Source organism: Desulfofundulus australicus DSM 11792 (assembly GCF_900129285.1).
Taxonomy (GTDB): Bacteria; Bacillota; Desulfotomaculia; order Desulfotomaculales; family Desulfovirgulaceae; genus Desulfofundulus; species Desulfofundulus australicus.
The window spans coordinates 1-20,849 of sequence record NZ_FQUW01000022.1; the positions used below are offsets into that span (position 1 = coordinate 1).

A 20,849-nucleotide genomic window follows, 5' to 3' on the forward strand; every position below is an offset into this window, starting at 1 on the left:
ATCTAAGCGCGAAGCCCTCCTCAAGATAAGGTTTCCCACCCGGCGCTCACCGGGTGCCGGGGTAAGACCCCTGGAAGACTACCAGGTAGATAGGCCGGGCGTGTAAGCCGGGTAACCGGTTGAGCGGACCGGTACTAATAGGTCGAGGCCTTGACCTCATATACCTGCGGGTTCTCACTGTGAAGTTTTGAGGGAATATACAGGTTTTCCGGTGGCTATACCGGAGGGGAAACACCCGTTCCCATCCCGAACACGGAAGTTAAGCCCTCCAGGGCCGATGGTACTTGGGGGCCTACCCCCGGGAGAGTAGGTCGCTGCCGGAAAAATTATTAAAAGCCTCTGGACTGGTTCCAGGGGCTTTTTAATTTTTTTCGTTATCTTTACCAAAAAATTTTTAATAAAAAACCGGAAGGAAAAAGCCTGAACATAGAGAATTGTATAATTGACTAAATGTATATACATATAGAGAAATTAAGAATCTCATTTCACTGGGGGTATTGGAAATGATACCGTAATAAAGAATTTCATCAGGTCTTTTGAAAAAATTATAAAAAATTGCCAGGGGGGGGAATTTGATGACCCGGGATGATAAGGGCAAGCAGATGTTTGAATTATGGCTTTCGGGTAACGGTGTGGAATTTGTCAGCCAGGATGCGGAAGAGTCATACCGGCAAAAAGTAACCCGCATTATGGATGCCGTTCAGCTGGAAAAAGTTCCTGACCGGGTACCGGTGTGCCCTATGACGGGATTCTTTCCCGCTTATTATGCCGGGATAACCGTTCAAGATGCTATGTACGATTACGATAAGGCAGCTTCAGCCTGGAAAAAATATGTTTTTGATTTTGAGCCTGATGCCTACCTGGGACTATTTCTGGCTCCTCCAGGGAAGTTTTTTGATCTCCTCGATTACAGGCTGTACCAGTGGCCGGGTCATGGAGTCCAGCCGGACAGGTCCTATCAATGCCTGGAAGCCGAGTATATGAAAGCGGATGAGTATGATCACCTGATCCAGGACCCCACCGATTTCTGGATGCGAGTATATTTGCCGCGGGTTTTTGGAGCCCTCAAGCCCTTTGAAAAACTGGCTCCTTTAACTGATGTGATGGAGATAGTGATAACCTGTGGCAGCTTTATTCCTTTTGGGTTTCCTGATGTGCAGGCTGCGCTTAAATCGGTAATGGAAGCAGCCAATGAGGCAGTTCGCTGGGCTGGAGTGCTGCAGGATGTGGACCGGGAGGTTCAGGGAAGAGGTTTTCCCGCCTTTTTCGGTGGTGTGAGCAAGGCTCCCTTTGATATTATTGGCGATACCCTCAGAGGCACCCATGGGATCATGCTGGATATGTACAGGCAGCCCGATAAGCTGCTCCAGGCTATGGAAGTATTAACGCCGCTTGCTATTAGAATGGGAGTTTCCGGGGCCAGGGCGGCAGGCAATCCCCTGGTGTTTATGCCCTTGCACAAAGGTGCAGATGGCTTCCTTTCCGATGAACAGTTCAAGACTTTCTACTGGGCGACCCTGAAAAAGGTTATTTTGGGCTTGATTGAAGAGGGAATGGTGCCCTTCCTGTTTGCCGAGGGCGGCTATAATACGCGCCTGGAGGTCATCCGTGACCTGCCCAGAGGGAAAACAGTCTGGCTTTTTGATAATACTGATATGGCCAGGGCCAAAGAGATTCTTGGGGATACAGCCTGCATTGCCGGCAACGTGCCCATTAGCTTGTTAACCCTTGGAACGGCACAGGAAGTGAAGGATTATTGCAAGCAACTCATCCAGGTTGCAGGGAAAGGCGGCGGGTTTATCCTCTGCAATGGGGCTGTAATTGATGACATACCCCCTGAAAACCTCCATGCCTTAATCCAATCGGCAAAAGAATATGGCATCTATGCGTAAATAACAGGGTATGAGTTGTTTCATTTCTGATAAACAATATTGAAATGGGAGGAAGAGTTATGGAAAAAGAAAAAATGACCGAACTGGCCAGAGCATTGATGGATTTAAACGAGCAGAAAGTTTATCAACTGGTAGAAGAAAAGGCCAAAAATGGTGTTTCCCCGCTGGAGATACTCGCTGAGTGCAATGAGGGAATGTCCGGTGTAGGTGATTTGTTTTCATCGGGCCAGTACTTTTTAAGCCAGATGCTCTTTGCTGCAGAAATATTTAAGAATGTCATGAACCGGCTGGAGGACATTATGCCCAGGGAAGAATCAACGGCGTCCAGGGGCAAGGTGGTTATAGGCACGGTTAAAGGTGATATTCACGATATAGGCAAGAACATTGTGGTTAACCTGCTGCGTGGCTCCGGTTTTGAAGTTGTTGACCTGGGGGTTGATGTGCCGGCTGAAAAATTTGTTGCTGCCCTCAAAGAAACCGGGGCAAAGGTGCTTGGAATGAGCGCCCTGCTAAACTTCACCTATCCTGAAATGAAAACGGTGGTTGAAGAGGTTACCAAAGCGGGACTGAGGGACCAGGTCACCATCATCATCGGGGGAGCCCCGTGCAACGAGCAGGTCCGGCAGTTTACGGGGGCTGATTATTATGCGGAGGATGCCGTAGCAGGCGTTAATATCTGTAAAAAAGTTTATTCTTAAAACTAAATATGGCTGGCCCCTGGCCGGAATGAGAACCCGGGCCAGGGGCCAGTGCTGACAAACTGGCATATGGACAGGAGAACCATGTCCAACTGGGGCAACATCAAAAAGAGCTTGTGTCCAAATAAAGTGAGGTATTGAAAAATATGAAAAATATGGCTGAATCGGCCCTACTTAACAGCAGGGAAACAAGCAATTACCGGTGGGTAATTCTTATTCTCACGGTTGGCTGCTTCTTGTTTACATTTATAACCAGGTTTGCCTGGCCCCCTCTTATTCCGGTTGTAGTGCCGGTATTAGGGATGAAGATGACCCAGGCCGGTGCATTTATGAGCGCCTTTTATTTCGGGTACATCATCACCCAGGTTCCGGCAGGTGTGCTGGCGGACCGTTTCGGGGTACGTTTGATTCTGGCTATGAGCCTGATCATCGAGGGTATAAGCACATTTGCAATGGGATATGTTTCCACCTTTGACATGGGTTTCTGGCTCAGGTTTATTACCGGCCTGGGTGCGGGAGCAGTATATGCTGCCTGTTCGCGGGCATTGATGGAATGGTTTCCGGCAAGGGAACGCGGTACGGCCTTTGGGATTATGCTGGCTGCTCCATCAGGAGGTATTGTTTTATCCAATTATGTTGTACCTTTGCTAAACAATTTACTTAACTGGCGGGAAACATTCCAGATCATAGGTCTGGCGACCACAATTGTCGGCGTTTTAATATTTGTTTTGGTCCGGACCACCGATGCTGTTAAAAGCAGTGATAGCATTGTTGATGGCTTCAAAGTCGTGTTCGGGAGCAGAGATCTGATTCTTACCGCACTGGCTGGTTTTTGCCTGATGTGGGTAGAACTGGGCACAGCTACCTGGGCTAATACCTACATAAAGAAACTTGGGTATTCCGTGCAGGCAGCTGGTCTGGTGATGATTTTTTACGGGATAGGTGGCACCCTGGCACCTCTGGTATCCGGGTATATTTCCGATAAAATAGGCCAGAGAAAGAATATCCTCATCCTTTCTTATATCCTGATCATTCCCCTGACGGTGGCATTTGGCTATCAAACATCGCTGGCCATGCTTTTCCTGCTGGGGTTTGTTTTTGGGTTTATTTCCTATATGGCCAACCCGCACCTTACCGTAATGATTTCGGAATTCGCCGGCAGGGAATGGGCTGCCACTGCCAACGGAACTGCAAACTTTATATTCCAGCTTGCTTCTCTGATTGGTCCTGTGGTTCTGGGCTGGTCAATAGATATTACGGGAACATTTACTTCTGTCTGGTTGATTATGGCTGCCGGTCCCCTGCTCGGGATACTGTTGCTGCTTCCTGTGAGAACGGAAAATAAACGCGCATAAAATTATGGAGCTCCTAACTCTATCGGAAAATGATCCAGTAACAAAACACCGCTCAAAATTAAAATTACGGGAGGTATTTCCTATGGCGGATGAAATAAAACAACTGTTTGAAAAAAGACTTGGGCGCTACCAGGCCACCATCGCTTTAGAAAAGACGGACCGCATGCCAATAGCAACGGGCAGCAATTACTTTGCGGAGGTATATTCGGGAAATACAAAACAGGAAACCATCTACGACAGTGAAAAATGGCTTCGCGCGGAAGAGGCTTTTATCCGGGACTTCCCGGAAGTTGATGTCCTCCGCAATAACAGAATTTGGGGCCCCCTTTACGATGCGGTGGGCTGCAAAACTTATAAGCTTCCAGGTCGCGATCTATCTCCCCGGACCCAGTTTCAATTCGTCGAAGATGAGTACATGAAGGCAGACGAATATGATGTGCTAATCAATAATCCGCTGGAATTCATGATGGATCGCCTGCTACCCCGTGTACTTGGCGAACTGGCCGAGCCGGGGTCCATCCGGGCCCGGATGGCCCTCTTAAAAGGCGGCATGGCTCAAGTAATGATGTCCCAGATAATGAGGAACAGATCGCTCTATCTGGAACAAAAGCTGGGCATGCCCCAGCCCATGACCGGCTTTTTCCTGGCACCTTTTGATGCTCTGGCCGATGTCATGAGAGGTCTACGGGGAGTTCTCCTTGATATCTACCGTCAGCCGGATAAGGTGCTGGAGGCCTGCGATGTTCTTGTCGACGAAATGGTAAACCTGGCTCTGGCTACAGCGGATCCTTTAAAGAGGTACCCCATTTTCGTTCCCACCCATAAGGCCTGCTTCCTGTCACCCAAACAATTTGAAACCTTTTACTGGCCTTCATTTAAGAAAACAATGGAGCGCTTGATAGAAGCGGGATATACCATCCGGGCGTACCTGGAAGGGGACTGGGGACACCATTTGCATCACCTGCTGGAATTACCAAGAGGTAAGGTTTTATGCGATATAGATAACCAGGGGGATATATTTAAGGCCAAGGAAATACTCGGTAACCACCTGTGCATTGCCGGGGGAATACCGGATTCAATGTTTATTCTCGGTACACCCCAGGAAATGCGTGAAAGGGTAAAACTACTCTGCGAAACAGTTGGTAAAGACGGCGGGTTCATCATCAATGGAGGGTGCAATATACCCTATGATACAAAACCGGAAAATTACAGGGCAATGATCGACGCCATAATTGAATACGGCACTTATGACAGCAGTATTGATCCAAAACCTCTAACCGGGCAGGCGGAAGAATCGGAAACTCCGCCCCTCAAAATGGTAACTCCGTGGGAAGTAAAACTTGCTGAACTTGGTGATGTACAGGGCGATGAGAACCTGATCCGTAAGCCATGGGAGTTACTGGAGATTATGGGGTATACCTGGATCTGGCAGTGGGTTTTATAATTATCCTTTTAAACAATACTACCCGCTGGCCAGGGTCAACTCTGGTCAGGGGTAGAATACGGGGAGGCAACCATGTTAATTATTGGTGAGAGGATCAATTCGACGCGTAAAAGCATCGACAGGGCGGTTCGGACCAGGGATGTGGAATTTATCCGCCAGGAGGCAACAAACCAGGTAAATGCCGGGGCGCATATGCTCGATGTTAACTGCGGTACCCTGGAGGCGCAGGAAGAACCGGCCGCCATGGAATGGCTTGTGCAGACCGTTCAGGCCGCTGTTGATGTTCCCTTATGCATTGATAGCCCCAATTATAAAGCCCTGGCTGCGGGACTGGCCGTTCACCGGGGTAAAGCCATGATCAATTCTATCAGTGGTGAAACAGAAAGGTACAAAAATGTTTTACCGCTGGTGAAGGAATACGGTGCGGCGGTGGTGGCCCTGTGCACGGACGACAGGGGAATTCCGGCAAGTCTGGATCAGGCCCTGGAGGTTGGGTTGAAACTGGTTGGCAATCTTCTGGAAGCCGGCGTACCGGTCGATGACATTTTTTTTGACCCGCTGGTACGTTCCGTGGCCACCAACCCGGAAACAGTGCTGGTAACCCTGCGCCTCATGGAAGAGATGTCCGCCAGGTTCCCCGGGCTGCACTTTGTTTCCGGCTTGAGCAATGTTTCCTTCGGGCTGCCGGAGCGGCGGCACCTGAACCGGGCCTATGCGGTCATGAGCATGGCCAGCGGACTGGATGCCGTTATAGCCGATCCCCTGGACAGGACCTTGATGGCCCTGATCTACGCCACGGAAGCGCTGCTGAATAAAGACCGGTTTTGCATGCAGTACATTCGCTGTTATCAGGAGGGCAAATTGAAAGGATAACCCGCCACCTCTATCTAACTGTTTTTCAGGTGAAGAAAATTGAGCGGCCTGGATATGTATGGTTTAAACCATTATTATAAGCTGAATGTGGAATTAGCCGAAAGAGACATTTCCACTGCAAGATGGGACACTCTTTTTAAAACTTCCACCTCTTCCTCCCGCGCGTTGATGAAAGAGATGCTGCGTGAAGCGCAGTTGCTGGCGCGGGCGGAAGCTGTCTGCAGGGTTTTACCTGTGTTGGGGGTTTCCGGGAATAAAATTGTCCTGGAAGAAGGCCGGGCGCTGACAAGCAGCCTGCTTGTCCGCCTGGCCGGTAACGCCCGGAGCATGCTCTTGATTATCTGTACACTGGGTCATACAATTGATAAAAGGGTGGAGGAGTATAACCGCAGGGGATTGGCGGCTCGAGCCTACTTTCTGGATGTGGCCGGTACATGTATTATTGAAGCGGCCGCCCGGAGGCTGGTGGAAGAGATCAAAGGTCAGCTCAGGGCCCGTGGCCTGGAAGCCACCATTCCCCTGGGTCCCGGCCATTCCTACTGGGAAAACCTGAAGGACCAGCGGGTTATTTACGAGCTGGTGAACCCTTCAACCATCGGCGTGAGCATTCTGGAAAGCGGGATTATGTTACCCAGGAAGTCCCTGAGCATGGCGCTGGGAATTGGCCGCGGGTTGCCACCCAGTGCGGAAAACCACTGTTATTACTGCAGCATCCGGCAGAAGTGCCCCCTGAGTCGGGCCAGGGATTTGCCGTAAAAGTCCATATCAGGCAGGTAAAAAGGGGGGGTGGGGTCTGGCGGGGGATAAAATTAACAGGAATTCCTTTGTGCCTCCTTATTTTCAACTGGCTCAAATTCTGGAACAAAAAATACTTTCAGGAGAATTAAGGCCGGGAGATTCCCTGCCGTCTGAAAACCAGCTGGGCAGGGAGTATAATTTAAGCCGCATGACCGTTCGCAAGTGCCTCAGCATACTGGCCGAAAGGGGCCTTATTTCTGCTCACCCGGGAAGGGGAACCTTTGTTTCCCGCCCGGCCCTGGACCGGGCTGTTTTTACCATTGAAGAATTTCATAAAGAAATGTCCCGACGGGGTTTGAATCCTGAAGCCAGGTTACTGGCCGTTAAGGTACTCAAGGCTCCAGCGGAAATCGGTGAAAAACTGGGCCTGGAAGAAGGCGGGAGGGTTATGTACTTTTGCCGGCTTCTCCTGGCCGGTGATACACCAATGGCCCTGGAACGCAAGTACATGCGTTTTAAAAAGGGGAGTCCCATCCTGGAAAACGAGCTGCAGTATAAAGCTTTTTCAGAAGTAATTTCCATGCACAGCGATGTCCTGCCGGTGCGCAGCCGCATGATCCTGCGGCCGGTTCTGGTTGGGGAAGAGGACGGCCCTCTGCTCCAGGTACCGGCAGGTTCACCGGCACTGTGCCTGGAGCAGTACCTTTACGCCGCTGACGAGACGGTTGCCGGTTGGGGATTTTTTGTTTTCCGGGGTGATCGCTTTAGCCTGGTTTCGGAAATTCGCCCGTTGAAGGAGGTTGAGTAAGTTGATGTCCCTGGCCCGGGCAATAAGTGACCTTAATGAGGGTCTGGTAATGGACCTGGTAAAACATCGCCTGGAGATGGGCGCTACACCCCTGGATATAGTGGAAGAATGCCGGACCGGGATGATTGAGGTGGGAGAGCGTTATTCCAGGGGGGAGTATTTCCTGGGCGACCTTGTGCTTTCCGCAGAAATTTTTCAGGGAGTAATGCAGGTACTTGCTCCTGCCCTCGATAAAAAGACAGCCCCAAAACCCCTCGGCAGGATTGTATTTGGAACTGTCGAAGGTGATATCCATGATATTGGCAAAAACATCACCATTTCCCTGCTGCGCTGTCACGGGTTTGAGGTCCAGGACCTGGGTGTTAACGTGCCGCCGGATAAGTTCGTTCACAGCCTGAACGAGACGGGGGCCAGTATCCTCTGCCTGTCCATCCTGCTTTCTTCCTGTTTTGAAGCTCTCCGGCGCACCGTAAGCCTGGTTCGTCTTTTTGATCGTGAGAAGAAAATCAAGATCCTTATTGGTGGCCTGGTAAATGAAAAAGTGCGGGAATATTCTGGAGCGGATGGTTGGGTAACTGACGCCCGCAGGGGTGTAACCATATGCCAGAAATGGATGGGAGTGCTATAAATTGGGTGTTACTATCGAATTTGAACCTGCCGGCCTCCGGGTAGAGGCAGAAACCGGTCAAACTGTTATACAGGCTGCACGGGGGATGTTTTCCTTTGAGTCGGGCGGAATCAGCGCGCCCTGTGGCGGCAAGGGTCTTTGCGGGCGCTGCAGGGTGCGCCTGGTGGAGGGGGAACTTTCCCCTTCCAATGACACTGAGTTAAAATTGCTTGGCGAAAAGGAGCTCAGCGAAGGTTATCGCCTGGCCTGCCAGGCGATAATAACCGGTCCGGCAAAGATTGAAATTCCGCCGGAAATCCTGGCCGGTCGCCAGAAGCTGCAGCTGGAAGGTACGGGGGTTTCCGTTCTTCCCGAACCGCCGGTCAGCCGGTATAACGTTCCCCTCGAGCCCACTTCCCTTGATTACCCGCATTCGACCTGGCAGCAGGTTGAGCTGTTTCTGGCCCGGAATCATGGATTAACGGACCTGCGCGTGGATCCCGGGCTGATCGGCCGGGTGGAGCCGCTGGCAGGGGAAGGTACAGTAACGGTTACCGTCAGGGGCTCTGAGATAATCAATGCCATTTTTAACGGGAGGGCCAGGAAGCCGCTGGGACTGGCGGTGGATCTGGGAAGTACCAAGGTTGCCGGTTATCTGGTCGACCTGGAAACAGGGGCAACCCTGGCAACGGGAGGAATCCTGAATCCCCAAATTGCCTACGGGGAAGATGTAATCAGCCGGCTGGCTTATGCCCTGGAAGGGGAGGAACAGTACGACCGCATTGCGGGGGTGTTGAGGGATGGGCTTGGCCGGCTGCTGCACGACCTCTGTGATGCGGCGGGCGTGGTTCCCCAGGACGTAGAAGAGGCAGTAATTGCTGGCAATACGGCCATGCACCATTTGTTATTAAAATTGCCGGTCGGCCAGCTGGCCAGGTCCCCCTACGTGCCCGCACTAACCCTGCCGGTGGAAGTTAAAGCCCGGGATCTGGGACTGCAGATGGCTTTTGGGGCCGTCGCCTACCTGGTGCCGGCCGTTGCCGGGTTTGTTGGAGGGGATCATGTGGCCATGATCCTGAGCAGCGGTATTCATGAGTCACAGGGGGTAACCCTGGGCCTGGACATCGGTACCAACACCGAGATCGTACTGGCCCGGGACAAAGAGATGCTTTCCTGTTCCTGCGCTTCCGGCCCGGCTTTTGAAGGGGCGCATATTTATCAGGGAATGAGAGCGGTTGATGGCGCCATAAGCAGGGTGGAGGTGGCAGACGGTGGAAGGGAGTTGTTTTATGAAACCATTGGCGGCAGGCCCGCGGCGGGCATCTGCGGTTCAGGTGTCCTGGATGCCGTGGCAGGGTTGTACCGGGCGGGGGTAATAAATTATAACGGCCGTCTGGACGCCAGTCATCCCCGGGTCAGGTTCAATGAAGGGCGAAAAGTGGCGGAATATGTGCTGGTCCCGGCAGAAAAGAGCGGGTCGGACCGGGACGTGGTTATAAACCAGAAAGACATTAGCGAAATCCAGCTGGCCAAAGCGGCCATTGCGGCGGGGACAAAAGTTTTGCTGGCGAAAACCGGGCTGACGGAAAGGGATATTGATAAAGTAATTGTGGCCGGCGCATTTGGTACCCACCTGCGGCTCGAAAGTGCCATTGCCATCGGTATGCTGCCCCCTCTGCCGCTGGAGCGCTTTCAGCAGGTGGGCAACGCTGCGGGCGACGGCGCCAGGATGATCCTTTTATCTAAAACGGCACGAAAAAGGGCAGAAGAAATTGCCCGCAGGATCGGGTACCTGGAACTGGCGGCCATGCCGGAATTCAGCAACACCTTTTTGCAAGAGCTCAGGTTTCCGGAGATCACTTAACAACTTTCCACCAGCCGGTATATCCTTTTCAACCTCTCCAGGCTTTGCAGATCATACAGGCCACATGCTGAAGCCAGAATGAGCCGGCAGCCTTGCTTCAGGTCACTGATATATGCAACTATTTCACTGTCTTTGCTGTTGTTGGGGTCGGGTTCCATTAGCCAGGCTGCCTTTATTCCGGAAAGAATGAAAGCATCTCCCGGCAGGCGGCGGCATATTTTGCCCAGGTCCATGGCCTCGGGTTCCAGGGAAAAGATTGAAAATCCCCCATCAATGAGGTCATCGATGACTGATTCAATGTTGCCATCGGAATGGAATCCCACCGGTTTGTGGTCACGGATATAATTTCTCAGCTCCCGGTACAGGGGAAGAAGCAGGCTCCTGAAATTTTCAGGAGAAAAATACAGGCCCCTGTTATAGGCTATATCATCGCATAAAATTAAAAGGTCGGCTCCGGCATTATCTGCTGCCCTGAGCTCCGCTGCGGCCAGGGCGGCATTTTTTTTCAACAGTTCGACCAGGCGGCCGGGGCGATGAAACCATTTGATGACCTCCATAAAACCATAATCCCTGACTAACCGCTCAAAGGGCCCGTCCACGGTAACGCCGCAGATTAACCCGCTGGCACGGGCCTTTTCAATGAGCAGGCTCATTTCCCCGGAACCGACAGGGATATTTTGTAATGGGCTACTATAGCTGAAAAAGCACATATCCGCATCCAGGATCTTGTTCAAAGTGATCAGGGATTCCTGTTTTATCTCCAGTGCCAGCCCTTTAAATATTTCCCCGGAGATCCAGAGTTCCCCCCGGGGAATTCTGTTTTTAACCCTTTGAAAAACCTCCATTTTTCTATTCCTCCCGCAGAAAAGGCATGGGCAGTGGTATTGAGTTTGACCCCTCACCTCTGGATTCCTGCAGCAGGTTTTTAATTTTTCCTCCCCCAGTGGAATGAGGATTGCAGGGAAAAAGGGCATGGAAATATTCCCGCGAAGGATGAGAAAAAATGGTTCCTGTCTGGTATAAGTCCTGGCCAAAGGGAATTCCCCGGAAGATGGCATGTCCTGAAGTAACCCTGCCGGAAATGGTTAAAAAACTCGCCCGGCAGATTCCCCGGCGGGAAGCCGTTAACTTTTACGGGAAAAGTATCAGTTACGCCCAACTGGAAAGAATGGTGGCTTCCTTTGCTGCCTCTTTATTACAGCTGGGTATCGGGAGGGGAGACCGGGTTTGTCTCTTTATGCAAAACTGCCCCCAGTATATCATTGCCCTCCTGGCTGTCTGGTGGATTGGAGCCGTGGCCGTGACTGCCAATCCAATGTTCAGGGAAGGGGAGCTGGCCTATCAATTAAACGACTCCGGCGCTGAAACGGTTATTCTCCTGGATGTCCTGTACCCCGTACTGCGCCGTATCCTGAGGAAAACCCGGGTAAGAAATGTGATTATCACAGGTTATAAGGACTTTCTTCCTGAAAAACCCGAACTCCCCCTGCACCCTTCCCTGAAGGTGCCCAGGCAGTTTTTCCCCGGCACAATGGAAATGATGGAACTGCTGGATTGCCATTCTGAGCCTCCGGCGGTGAATCTCGACCCCCAAAAGGATCTGGCTTTGCTCCAGTATTCTTCGGGAATTACCGGTAAGCCAAAGGGAGCAATGATTACCCACGCCAATATGCTTTTCAATACTGCCTGCTCTGCTCTCTGGCTGAAAGCAAAGGATGGCATCCACCTGGCGGTTTTACCTTTATTTCATGTCACCGGCCTGGTTCACTGCATGAACATGCCGCTGTTCACCGGGGGGACCATCATTTTACTGGCCCGTTATGACACAGAAACCGTACTGCAGGCCATAGAAAGGTATCGCTGTACGCACTGGGTAAGCGTTGCCGGTATGAATTTTGCGGTGGTAAATTACCCGAAAGTAAAAAAATATGACCTGAGTTCTCTTAAAGTTTGCGTTTCCGGAGGGGTACCCATTCCTCCGGAGGTGATCAGGAAATTTAAAGAAATTACCGGGATACAACTGGTGGAAGGTTATGGCCTGAGCGAAACCATTTCGCAGGTTGCCGTTAACCCGCTGGATAAACCCCGCCCCGGTTCTGTTGGAATTCCGGTCATAAGCACCGAAGTAAAAATTGTCGATCTGTCTGACCCGTCCCGGGAAGTGCCGCCGGGTGAAATGGGGGAACTCATGGTCAGGGGACCTCAGGTTACCCGGGGCTACTGGAACCGACCTGAAGAAACCGCCCTTTTGATAAAGGACGGCTGGCTGGCAACCGGTGATATCGCCAGAATGGATGTAGACGGTTACATCTATATCCTGGGCCGAAAAAATGAACTTATTAAGGTGGCGGGGCACAGCGTCTTTCCACAGGAGGTGGAGAGATACCTGGGCAACCATCCCGCCATTGCCGAGGTTGCGGTGGTGGGCACTCCGGATCCGTTCTGGGGTGAAATAGTTAAGGCCTATGTGGTGCTGAAAAGGGAATTCGAAAACAGGATCAGCGAAATTGATATCATCAGCTGGGCACGCCAGAAAATGCCATTATATAAATACCCCAGGGTGGTTGAGTTTCGCCGCGAACTTCCTAAAAATGGTGACGGAAAGATCCTGCGCCGCATTCTGGCTGCGGAATCATACTGTAACCTGGCGGGTATATAATGATCCACAACCGTTTAACCGGTTTCTGGAAAAAATATTCCCGCAAGTTAAACAATTAAACCACAATGTTTAAAAATTTAACATAACCATTCCGGCCATATCCCGGCCATCCAGGTTTGTACATGGTATTAAAATTGCAAGAAACTTTTTTACCGGCCTTTAAAGAGGAGGGAGACGACGTGAGAACAGCGGAACAGTACAGGGCCAAGCTGCGTTCCATGCGCAAAAATGTTTATATCGACGGGAAGCTGGTGGAAAGGGATGACCCCCAGCTTATTCCGGGTCAAAATGTGGTGGCCGAAACATTTAATTTTGCTGCCGACCCAAAGTATGCCGATTTAATGACGGCCAGATCCCATATAACCGGTAAAGTGATCAACCGTTTTACCCATATTCATCAAAATGTTGATGATTTACTGAAAAAACAGGAAATGACCAGGTTGCTCTGCCAGTATGTGGGCGGTTGTATCCAGCGCTGCATGGGTGTGGATGCGCTCAACGCCCTTTCCGTGGTGACCAGGGATTGCGACCTGGCCATGGGCACCAATTACCACGAGCGTTTTCTAAAATACCTGGAATACTACCAGGAAAACGACCTGGTGGGCAATTGTGCCCAGACCGATGTGAAGGGTGACCGGATGAAACGGCCCCATGAGCAGGTGGATCCTGACCTCTACGTTAGAGTGGTGGAAAAGCGCGCCGACGGAATCATCGTCCGCGGGGCCAAGGCCCATAACACTATTGCCCCCTACGCCGATGAAATCATCGTCATCCCCACCCGCTTTATGACGGAAAAGGACGCCGACTGGGCAGTGGCCTTTGCCGTACCGGCAGATGCGGAGGGTGTATACCTGATCTGCAGGGCGACAGCACCCCGGCCGCGGAAAGAATTAAAAGCGCCCTTTGCGGAATACGGCTCTGCCGACTCCCTCACCGTATTTGATAATGTATTTGTACCCTGGGAGAGGGTTTTCCTGTGCGGGGAAACGAAATTTGCCGGCCAGCTGGCCCTGCAGTTTGCCAATTTCCACCGCCACAGCTACACCGGCTGCAAGCCTGCGGTCACCGATATAATTATGGGTGCCGCTGCCCTGGTCGCGGAATACAACGGCATTGAAAAAGCGTCCCATGTACGGGATAAGCTGGCCCAGCTGGTGGCCGTGGCCGAGCTGGTTTACGGCACCGGTATAGCGGCGGCGGTCAAGGCGCATCAGGCTGCATCGGGAACTTACGTGCCCAATTTCGTCTATACCAATGTGGCCCGCTACCATGCCGGCATCAACATATATCATGAACATGAAATTCTGGCCGATCTTGCCGGTGGCCTGCCAGCCACCCTGCCTCCGGAGGGTGATTTTCTGAACCCTGTTACCAGGGACTTCCTGCACAAGTATATCATGCGCAACCCTGCCATCAGTGCAGAAAACCAGCATCGCTGTTTCAGGCTGTGCAGCGATCTGCTCTGCTCGGCCCATACGGGGGTAAGACAGGTGGGCGGAATCCACGGCGGCGGCTCGCCTATTATGGAGAAGATTGCCATTATGGGCATGTATGATATGGAAGCCAAAAAGAAAATTGCCAAGCGCCTGGCGGGTATTAAAGATTAACAATGTCTGAAAAGGAGATGAATACTTATGGCCGTACCGGGTGTGAAAAATATCTGTGTGGTAGGCGCCGGCAATATGGGGCACCAGATTGCCCTGTGTTTTGCCATTGCCGGTTACAGGGTGAAATGTACTGATATTAACGAAGAAGTTTTAAAGAAAGCCGAAAATTTTGCCGACACCTACCTGCCTGAGCGGGTGGCCAAGGGAAAAATGAGCGAGGAAGTGGCCAGGCAGGCCAGGAGTAATATTTCCTTCACGACGGACTTAAAGGAAGCTGCTGCCGACGCCGATGTGGTGGTTGAGGCCATCCTGGAAAAGCTGGACCTGAAATGGAAGTTGTTTGCCCAGCTGGATGAAATCTGTCCTCCCCACACCATCCTGGCCACCAACAGTTCTTTTATCGTCAGCTCCAAACTGGCCCCGGCCACCAAACGCCCGGACAAGGTGTGCAACATGCACTTTTTCAATCCCGCCCTGATCATGAAGCTGGTGGAAGTGGTCAAGGGGCCCCATACGGCGGAAGAAACGGCGCAAAAGATATTTGATCTGGCCAGGGATATAGGAAAAGTACCGGTTCTGCTGAAAAAGGAAATTTACGGTTTCCTGGTCAACCGCATTGTATCGGCCATAAACCGTGAGGCACTTTATATTTACGATATGGGCGTGGCATCCTATGAAGATATTGATAAAGCTGTGGTTTATGCCCTGGGTCACCCCATGGGTCCTTTCCGCCTGATGGATCTGACGGGTATAGATCTTGCTTACTACATCGGTATGGAGCGCTACCAGGAGACGGGCGATCCTGCCCACAAGCCTTCACCCATTATTGTGGAAAAGTTTATCAAGAAAGAATGGGGACAGAAGACCGGCAGGGGCTTCTATGACTACAGCCAGCAGGGAAACAAGTAAAACCGGGGGGTAGTGATCGATGAGAGAGGCCGTTATCGTAGGAGCAGCGAGAACACCCATCGCCCGGGAAAATGGAGCTTTAAAGGATGTGCCGCCGGAAGAGCTGGCGGCTGTGGTTATGAAAGAAGCGGTGGCCAGAAGCGGGCTGGAAAAACCGGAACTAATTGACGAGGTTATTTTCGGGCATTGCCTGGGCGCGGTTGGCTGTCTCGGCCGGATGGCCCTTTTAAAAGCGGGACTGCCCATGGAAATTCCGGCCATCACCATTGACCGCCAGTGCGGGTCCGGGTCCACGGCGCTAAACCTGGCGGCGGCCCACATCTGGGCCGGCGTGGGTGATATTTACCTGGTGGGCGGGGCGGAGAGCATGACCCGCCAGCCCTATCTGCTGGAAAAGCCCCTGTCTTTTCAGCGCACCCCTCCCCGGTGGATTTCTCCCCGGCCCCTTAGCCCCCAGGAGATAGGCGATCCGCCCATGGGTATAACTGCAGAAAATGTCGCCGAGCGGTTTAATGTTTCCAGGGAGGAGCAGGATGAGTTTGCCTATTTGAGCCAGATGAAAGCCGCGCGGGCGATCAGGGAAGGCAGGTTTAAGGAACAAATTGTTCCTCTGACCATCCCCCAGAAGAAAGGGGAGCCAGTGGTTTTTGAGGTGGACGAACACCCCCGGCCCAATACAACCGTGGAAGTCCTGGCCAAGCTCCCCCCGGTATTTAAAAAGGGCGGGACGGTAACGGCGGGAAATTCTTCAGGCATTAACGATGGTGCCGGCGCCCTGCTGATTACCTCCCGGGAAAAAGCCGAAGAACTGGGATTGAAACCTCTGGCTGTGGTGAGGGCTTTTGGTTCGGCCGGCGTGGACCCCAATATCATGGGCATGGGTCCGGTTCCGGCTACCCGTAAAGCCCTGGCGCGGGCCGGCCTGACCATCGAGCAGATGGATGTAATTGAATTAAACGAAGCCTTTGCCTCCCAGGCCATTGCCTGCTGCCGTGAACTGGGCATCGACTGGCGGGATCAGGAGAAGCTGAATCCCAATGGTGGGGCCATTGCGCTCGGGCACCCCATTGCGGCTACCCTGGCCATCCTGGTTATCAAGGCGGTTTACGAGCTTCACCGGAGGAGCGGGCGGTATGCCCTGATTACCGCCTGTTGCGGCGGCGGCCAGGGTGTGGCCACCATTATTGAAAGGTGTTAAAATTATAAAAACCATTAGTTTTTTAAATAATAGGAGAGTTGAAAGATATGTCCAGACCCGTGGTTTCCGTGGTTGCTTATAAAGATCCGTACCGGTCATTGAAAGAAGCCCTGGAGCTCTGCGATGGCCTGAGGGATTTGCAAAAAAATGACAGGATATTGATCAAGCCCAATCTGGTATCCTGGGATTTTGATTTGCCCTTTCCGCCCTATGGCGTGGTAACCACGTCGGCGGTAATCTTTGCCCTGGTGCAGATTCTCTATGAGGAAGGATTCCGCAATCTTACCATCGGTGAAGCTCCCCTGGCCCTTCCCAGGCCCAAGGGGAGGGCCATGTTTAAAGTGCTGGGATATGAGAAGCTGCGGGATAACTACGGCGTAGAGCTGGTGGACTTTAACGAAGATAAATTTGAAAAGGTGGATTATGGTCATTTCAAACTCTCCGTGGCCAGAAAAGTGCTGGAAGCAGATAAAATCATCAACGTACCGGTCCTCAAAACACACAATCAGTGCAAGGTATCCCTGGGTATAAAGAACCTGAAGGGGTGCCTGAACAGGGCCTCCAAGATGTTCTGTCACGGCAAGGACTGGCAGCTGCATCACACCTTCCCGCATATCATCATGAAGTTACCGGTGGCGCTAACCATAATAGATGGCATTTTTACTCTGGCCAAGGGCCCCGGGCATACCGGTTATGCTTACCGTAAAAATCTCCTCATTGCCTCCCGCGATCCCCTGGCCTGTGATGTGGTAGGGGCGGAGCTGATGGGTTACCGGGCCGCCGATGTAGAACACCTGAGCTATTTTGCCGGTCTTAAGAACCGGGATCTCAGCCTGGAAGGTATTGAAGTGCGGGGGGAAGATGTGGAGAAGCACCGCACATTTGTTGATTACGACTGGCAGTGGACGGAAGATAATACCCAGCCCGTGGGCTTCCAGAAGCGGGGTATTACTGGCCTGGCAGTGAGAAAGTATGACGACTCCCTTTGTACCGGCTGTTCTACGATGTACAACCCCATGCTGATCATGTTCATGTCGGCCTATAAGGGCAAGCCCTTCCCCAACGTTGAAGTTATCTCCGGAAAAAGGCAGGAAGCTTCGCCGGGCTTTGATTATACGGTTCTTTTCGGCAGGTGTGCCTGCGAGCTCAATAAGAACAATCCCCACATTAAAAATGCCATTCCCCTGAAAGGCTGTCCCCCAACCATAAAGGAGCTGGAAGAAGCTTTGAAAGAAGCAGGCATCCACTGTGACTACAATGAGTACGTCAAGTACCGGCACTACATTTTCAGCCGTTATAAGAAGGAAAACGGCTTTGATCTGGGGCTCTACTTGATGTAGGGATCAGGTGGAATAAATTCGGCGAGGAGAGTTATAAAATGATAAACCTGGCTGAGCTGGGAATTTACAAGGTCAGGCTCCCCCTCCCCTTTAAGCTTGATCATGTTAACTGCTATGCCATCAGGGGAGGGCAGGGGTGGTGCATTGTAGATGCGGGTTTAAATTACGGGCCTGCCAGGGAGGCCTGGCTGGATTTTATGAAAAGCCAGGGCATTAAACCAGGTGATGTAACCGGCATCTATCTTACCCATTATCATCCCGATCATTACGGGGCGGCGGGGTGGCTCCAGGAGCTGACCGGCGCCCCGGTCTACATGAGTTCCCTTGACGCGGCTATGGTCACCAAAGTATGGATGCGCAGCAGGCAGGACAGGGAAGTTATCGGCAGCATGTTCCGGGAAAACGGTGTGCCGGCAGAACTGACGGAATTGATAATGGCGGGGCTGGATGAAATGCTGGCCCTGGTCAGACCACATCCCCGGCTTACGGTCGTGGACGATGGGCAGGAAGTGGGCCTGGGCGATTACCGCTGGCAGGTCGTGCTGACTCCGGGCCATTCTGACGGTCATATCTGTTTTTACCTCGAAGGGCACGGCCTGCTGCTGTCGGGGGATCACCTGTTGCCCGGGATATCGTCCAATATCAGTCTGTGGCCCTATGCCCACCCCGATCCCCTGGATAACTTTTTAACCTCCCTGGAGAAAAGCGCCGGGTTGAACATCCAAATGGCCCTTCCCGCCCATGGCGAATGTTTCAGCAATGTGCGGGAAAGGGTGGGGGAACTGCAGTTGCATCACCGGGAGCGGCTGCAACTGGTAAAGCGGGTTGCTGCCGGCGGCGCCACGGCCTATCAGGTTTGCCGGAAGGTATTTGGCGACCGGTTATCCCTCCACGAGATCCGCTTTGCCATGACGGAAACACTGGCTCATCTGGTTTATCTGAAAAAAAGAGGTGAACTGCAGGTTCGTAAGTCTGGGGATGTGTATATTTACGCAGCCTGATTATTCATGAAAAAGCGAATATTTAAACGGGAATCAAGGGGGTGACCTGCGGGCAAGGCCGGAGACCTTAACGGTGAGACAGGATTAACTGATTATTTAAAAAAGTAAAGTAATTTAAATTACCTAAGTATTGTTTAGTTTGTATTAATTTAAAATTTTACGGAGGTGCTGGCATGGATTTTCCGCGCCCCTACTTAAAGGTGTATCAGGAAGCGGGGATTGATTGGGATGTCAAATTTGAACCGCGCTCCCTGCACAGCCTCCTGTTTAATTCGGCTCAGAAATACCCGCAGAAGACGGCGCTCATCTTTTACGGCAAGAAGATCAGTTATGCCCAGCTGGCGGGTGCGGTAAAGAGGGCGGCTTCGGCGCTTTACGAAATGGGCCTGCGCAAGGGAGACAGGGTTGCCCTGATGCTCCCCAACTGCCCGGATTTTATTATCGGTTATTATGCTATCCTGAGCCTGGGGGGCATAGTGGTCAACACCAACCCCATGTACGTGGAAAGGGAAATCGAGCACCAGGTCAACGATTCCGGTTCCAGGATGATCATCACCCTCTACGACCTGTATTTCCGGGTGAAAAACGTGCGCAACAACACTCCCCTGGAGAAGGTCATGCTCACCGGTTTTTCCGGTAAACCTGAATCCATGCCCGACGATACCATCTGGTTCCCCGATTTATACGCGCAGGACCGCCCACCGGTGCCGGAAGCGGAAGTCGACCCGGTGGAAGATCTGGCGGTGCTGCAATATACGGGTGGTACGACCGGCGTTTCCAAGGGAGTGATGCTGACTCACTACAACCTGTACGTAAATTCCCAGCAGGTGGACTACTTCTTTGCCAGCGAAGAGAAAAAGCAGCTTATCCTGGGGGCCCTGCCTTTCTTCCACGTTTACGGCATGACCACCTGCATGAACCTGGCCATGGCGGCCGGGACCACTCTGATCCCGGTACCGCGCTTTGTTCCCCAGGAGATTGCCAAACTGATCAATGAATACAAGCCCACTTTCTTTCCCGGCGTACCCACCATGTTCGTGGCCATGCTGAATTACCCCGAATTTAAAGAGTACGGCAATGTAATGGAATATAACTCCGGCGGCGCTCCCATGCCGGTAGATGTGCTCCTGAAGTACAACAAGCTGCTGGAGGGAACGGGTTCTGTGTTCACGGAGGGCTACGGCCTTTCGGAGGCTTCACCCGTCACCCACTGCAACCCCGGCTTCGGAGTGAGAAAACCGGGCAGCATCGGGGTTCCTTTCCCGGGCACCGATGCGGCCGTGGTTGATCCCGCGACGGGAGAATTTTTACCTCCGGGCGAGGTGGGCGAACTTGTCGTCCGGGGGCCCCAGGTAATGAAAGGCTACTGGAACATGCCGGAGGAAACAGCCCAGGTGTTGAAGGGCGGCTGGCTTTACACCGGGGATATGGCCAGAATGGATGAGGACGGTTACTTCTACATCGTTGACCGCAAGAAGGACATGATCATCGCCAGCGGGTACAACATTTACCCCCGGGAGATAGAGGAGGTGCTCTTCGAGCATCCCAAGGTGCAGGAAGCGGTGGTGGCGGGTATACCCCATTCCTACCGGGGGGAAACGGTCAAGGCGTACATTGTGCTCAAGGAAGGGGAAAGCGCGACGGAGGAAGAAATCATTGCCTACTGCAAGGAAAAGCTGGCTCCCTACAAGGTACCCAAGCTGGTTGAATTCAGAAAAGAGCTGCCCAAGTCGGCAGTGGGTAAACTGCTGCGGCGCAAGCTGGTGGAAGAAGAAAAACGCAAGATGGAAGCTGCCGAAGGCAAGCAATAACAAGAATTATGGACGCCCCACGTGATGTGGGGCGTCCCTTTCGTA

General features: G+C 52.2%; 17 protein-coding genes and 2 rRNA genes. 18 read left to right on the forward strand and 1 reads right to left on the reverse strand.

Going from position 1 to position 20,849, the window contains the following annotated elements; all coding sequences use genetic code 11:
- From BUB44_RS09360 to BUB44_RS09410, 11 genes are all read left to right on the forward strand, one after another.
- A 23S ribosomal RNA gene (locus BUB44_RS09360) occupies positions 1 to 158 on the forward strand; the annotation flags it as partial.
- A 49-nt stretch (positions 159 to 207) separates the two neighbouring features.
- Positions 208 to 323, forward strand: a 5S ribosomal RNA gene (rrf, locus tag BUB44_RS09365).
- 252 nt (positions 324 to 575) lie between these two features.
- Complete coding sequence (locus tag BUB44_RS09370; RefSeq protein ID WP_083543182.1) at positions 576 to 1,892, forward strand: uroporphyrinogen decarboxylase family protein; 1,317 nt, start codon at positions 576 to 578, stop codon at positions 1,890 to 1,892.
- 59 nt (positions 1,893 to 1,951) lie between these two features.
- Positions 1,952 to 2,590: a cobalamin B12-binding domain-containing protein gene (locus tag BUB44_RS09375; RefSeq protein WP_242655929.1), complete on the forward strand. Its 639-nt coding sequence runs from the start codon at positions 1,952 to 1,954 to the stop codon at positions 2,588 to 2,590.
- Between the two features lie 236 nt (positions 2,591 to 2,826).
- The gene (locus BUB44_RS09380; RefSeq protein WP_242655931.1) at positions 2,827 to 3,945 is read left to right on the forward strand and encodes an MFS transporter; all 1,119 of its coding nucleotides are present in this window, start codon (positions 2,827 to 2,829) and stop codon (positions 3,943 to 3,945) included.
- An 82-nt stretch (positions 3,946 to 4,027) separates the two neighbouring features.
- The gene (locus BUB44_RS09385) at positions 4,028 to 5,389 is read left to right on the forward strand and encodes a uroporphyrinogen decarboxylase family protein (RefSeq protein ID WP_073165547.1); all 1,362 of its coding nucleotides are present in this window, start codon (positions 4,028 to 4,030) and stop codon (positions 5,387 to 5,389) included.
- 72 nt (positions 5,390 to 5,461) lie between these two features.
- Positions 5,462 to 6,262 (forward strand): methyltetrahydrofolate cobalamin methyltransferase, encoded by an 801-nt coding sequence (locus tag BUB44_RS09390; protein WP_073165550.1) that lies wholly within the window; start codon positions 5,462 to 5,464, stop codon positions 6,260 to 6,262.
- 39 nt (positions 6,263 to 6,301) lie between these two features.
- The gene (locus BUB44_RS09395; RefSeq protein WP_242655933.1) at positions 6,302 to 7,018 is read left to right on the forward strand and encodes a Vitamin B12 dependent methionine synthase activation subunit; all 717 of its coding nucleotides are present in this window, start codon (positions 6,302 to 6,304) and stop codon (positions 7,016 to 7,018) included.
- Between the two features lie 70 nt (positions 7,019 to 7,088).
- Positions 7,089 to 7,808 (forward strand): GntR family transcriptional regulator, encoded by a 720-nt coding sequence (locus BUB44_RS09400; RefSeq protein WP_242655934.1) that lies wholly within the window; start codon positions 7,089 to 7,091, stop codon positions 7,806 to 7,808.
- Positions 7,801 to 8,436: a cobalamin B12-binding domain-containing protein gene (locus tag BUB44_RS09405; protein WP_242655936.1), complete on the forward strand. Its 636-nt coding sequence runs from the start codon at positions 7,801 to 7,803 to the stop codon at positions 8,434 to 8,436. Before BUB44_RS09400 ends, BUB44_RS09405 begins: the two co-directional genes overlap by 8 nt.
- A gap of 1 nt (position 8,437) precedes the next feature.
- Positions 8,438 to 10,279 (forward strand): ASKHA domain-containing protein, encoded by a 1,842-nt coding sequence (locus BUB44_RS09410; RefSeq protein WP_073165556.1) that lies wholly within the window; start codon positions 8,438 to 8,440, stop codon positions 10,277 to 10,279.
- Here BUB44_RS09410 and BUB44_RS09415 read toward each other — a convergent pair.
- Entirely contained in the window at positions 10,276 to 11,124 is an 849-nt protein-coding gene (locus BUB44_RS09415; protein ID WP_073165651.1) for a uroporphyrinogen decarboxylase family protein, read from the reverse strand. The two genes, BUB44_RS09410 and BUB44_RS09415, sit on opposite strands and share 4 nt — an antisense overlap.
- A gap of 158 nt (positions 11,125 to 11,282) precedes the next feature.
- Between BUB44_RS09415 and BUB44_RS09420 the strand changes: the two genes are divergently transcribed.
- The 7 genes from BUB44_RS09420 (at position 11,283) to BUB44_RS09450 (ending at position 20,804) form a co-directional block, all read left to right on the forward strand.
- Positions 11,283 to 12,938 carry an AMP-binding protein gene (locus BUB44_RS09420; RefSeq protein ID WP_073165558.1) on the forward strand — a complete coding sequence of 552 codons (1,656 nt, stop codon included), beginning with the start codon at positions 11,283 to 11,285 and terminating at the stop codon, positions 12,936 to 12,938.
- A gap of 179 nt (positions 12,939 to 13,117) precedes the next feature.
- A complete protein-coding gene (locus tag BUB44_RS09425) occupies positions 13,118 to 14,545 on the forward strand; it encodes a 4-hydroxyphenylacetate 3-hydroxylase family protein (protein ID WP_073165561.1) in 1,428 nt (475 codons plus the stop codon).
- A 27-nt stretch (positions 14,546 to 14,572) separates the two neighbouring features.
- Positions 14,573 to 15,454: a 3-hydroxyacyl-CoA dehydrogenase family protein gene (locus BUB44_RS09430; RefSeq protein WP_073165564.1), complete on the forward strand. Its 882-nt coding sequence runs from the start codon at positions 14,573 to 14,575 to the stop codon at positions 15,452 to 15,454.
- Positions 15,455 to 15,473: 19 nt separating this feature from the next.
- Positions 15,474 to 16,652 carry a thiolase family protein gene (locus BUB44_RS09435; RefSeq protein ID WP_073165567.1) on the forward strand — a complete coding sequence of 393 codons (1,179 nt, stop codon included), beginning with the start codon at positions 15,474 to 15,476 and terminating at the stop codon, positions 16,650 to 16,652.
- A gap of 47 nt (positions 16,653 to 16,699) precedes the next feature.
- Positions 16,700 to 17,992, forward strand: a complete 1,293-nt coding sequence (locus BUB44_RS09440) for a DUF362 domain-containing protein (RefSeq protein WP_073165570.1) — start codon at positions 16,700 to 16,702, stop codon at positions 17,990 to 17,992.
- A gap of 38 nt (positions 17,993 to 18,030) precedes the next feature.
- On the forward strand, positions 18,031 to 18,993 hold the full coding sequence (locus tag BUB44_RS09445; RefSeq protein ID WP_073165573.1) for an MBL fold metallo-hydrolase: 963 nt from the start codon (positions 18,031 to 18,033) through the stop codon (positions 18,991 to 18,993).
- 173 nt (positions 18,994 to 19,166) lie between these two features.
- Complete coding sequence (locus BUB44_RS09450; RefSeq protein WP_073165575.1) at positions 19,167 to 20,804, forward strand: long-chain-fatty-acid--CoA ligase; 1,638 nt, start codon at positions 19,167 to 19,169, stop codon at positions 20,802 to 20,804.
- The last annotated feature ends 45 nt before the right edge of the window (positions 20,805 to 20,849 follow it).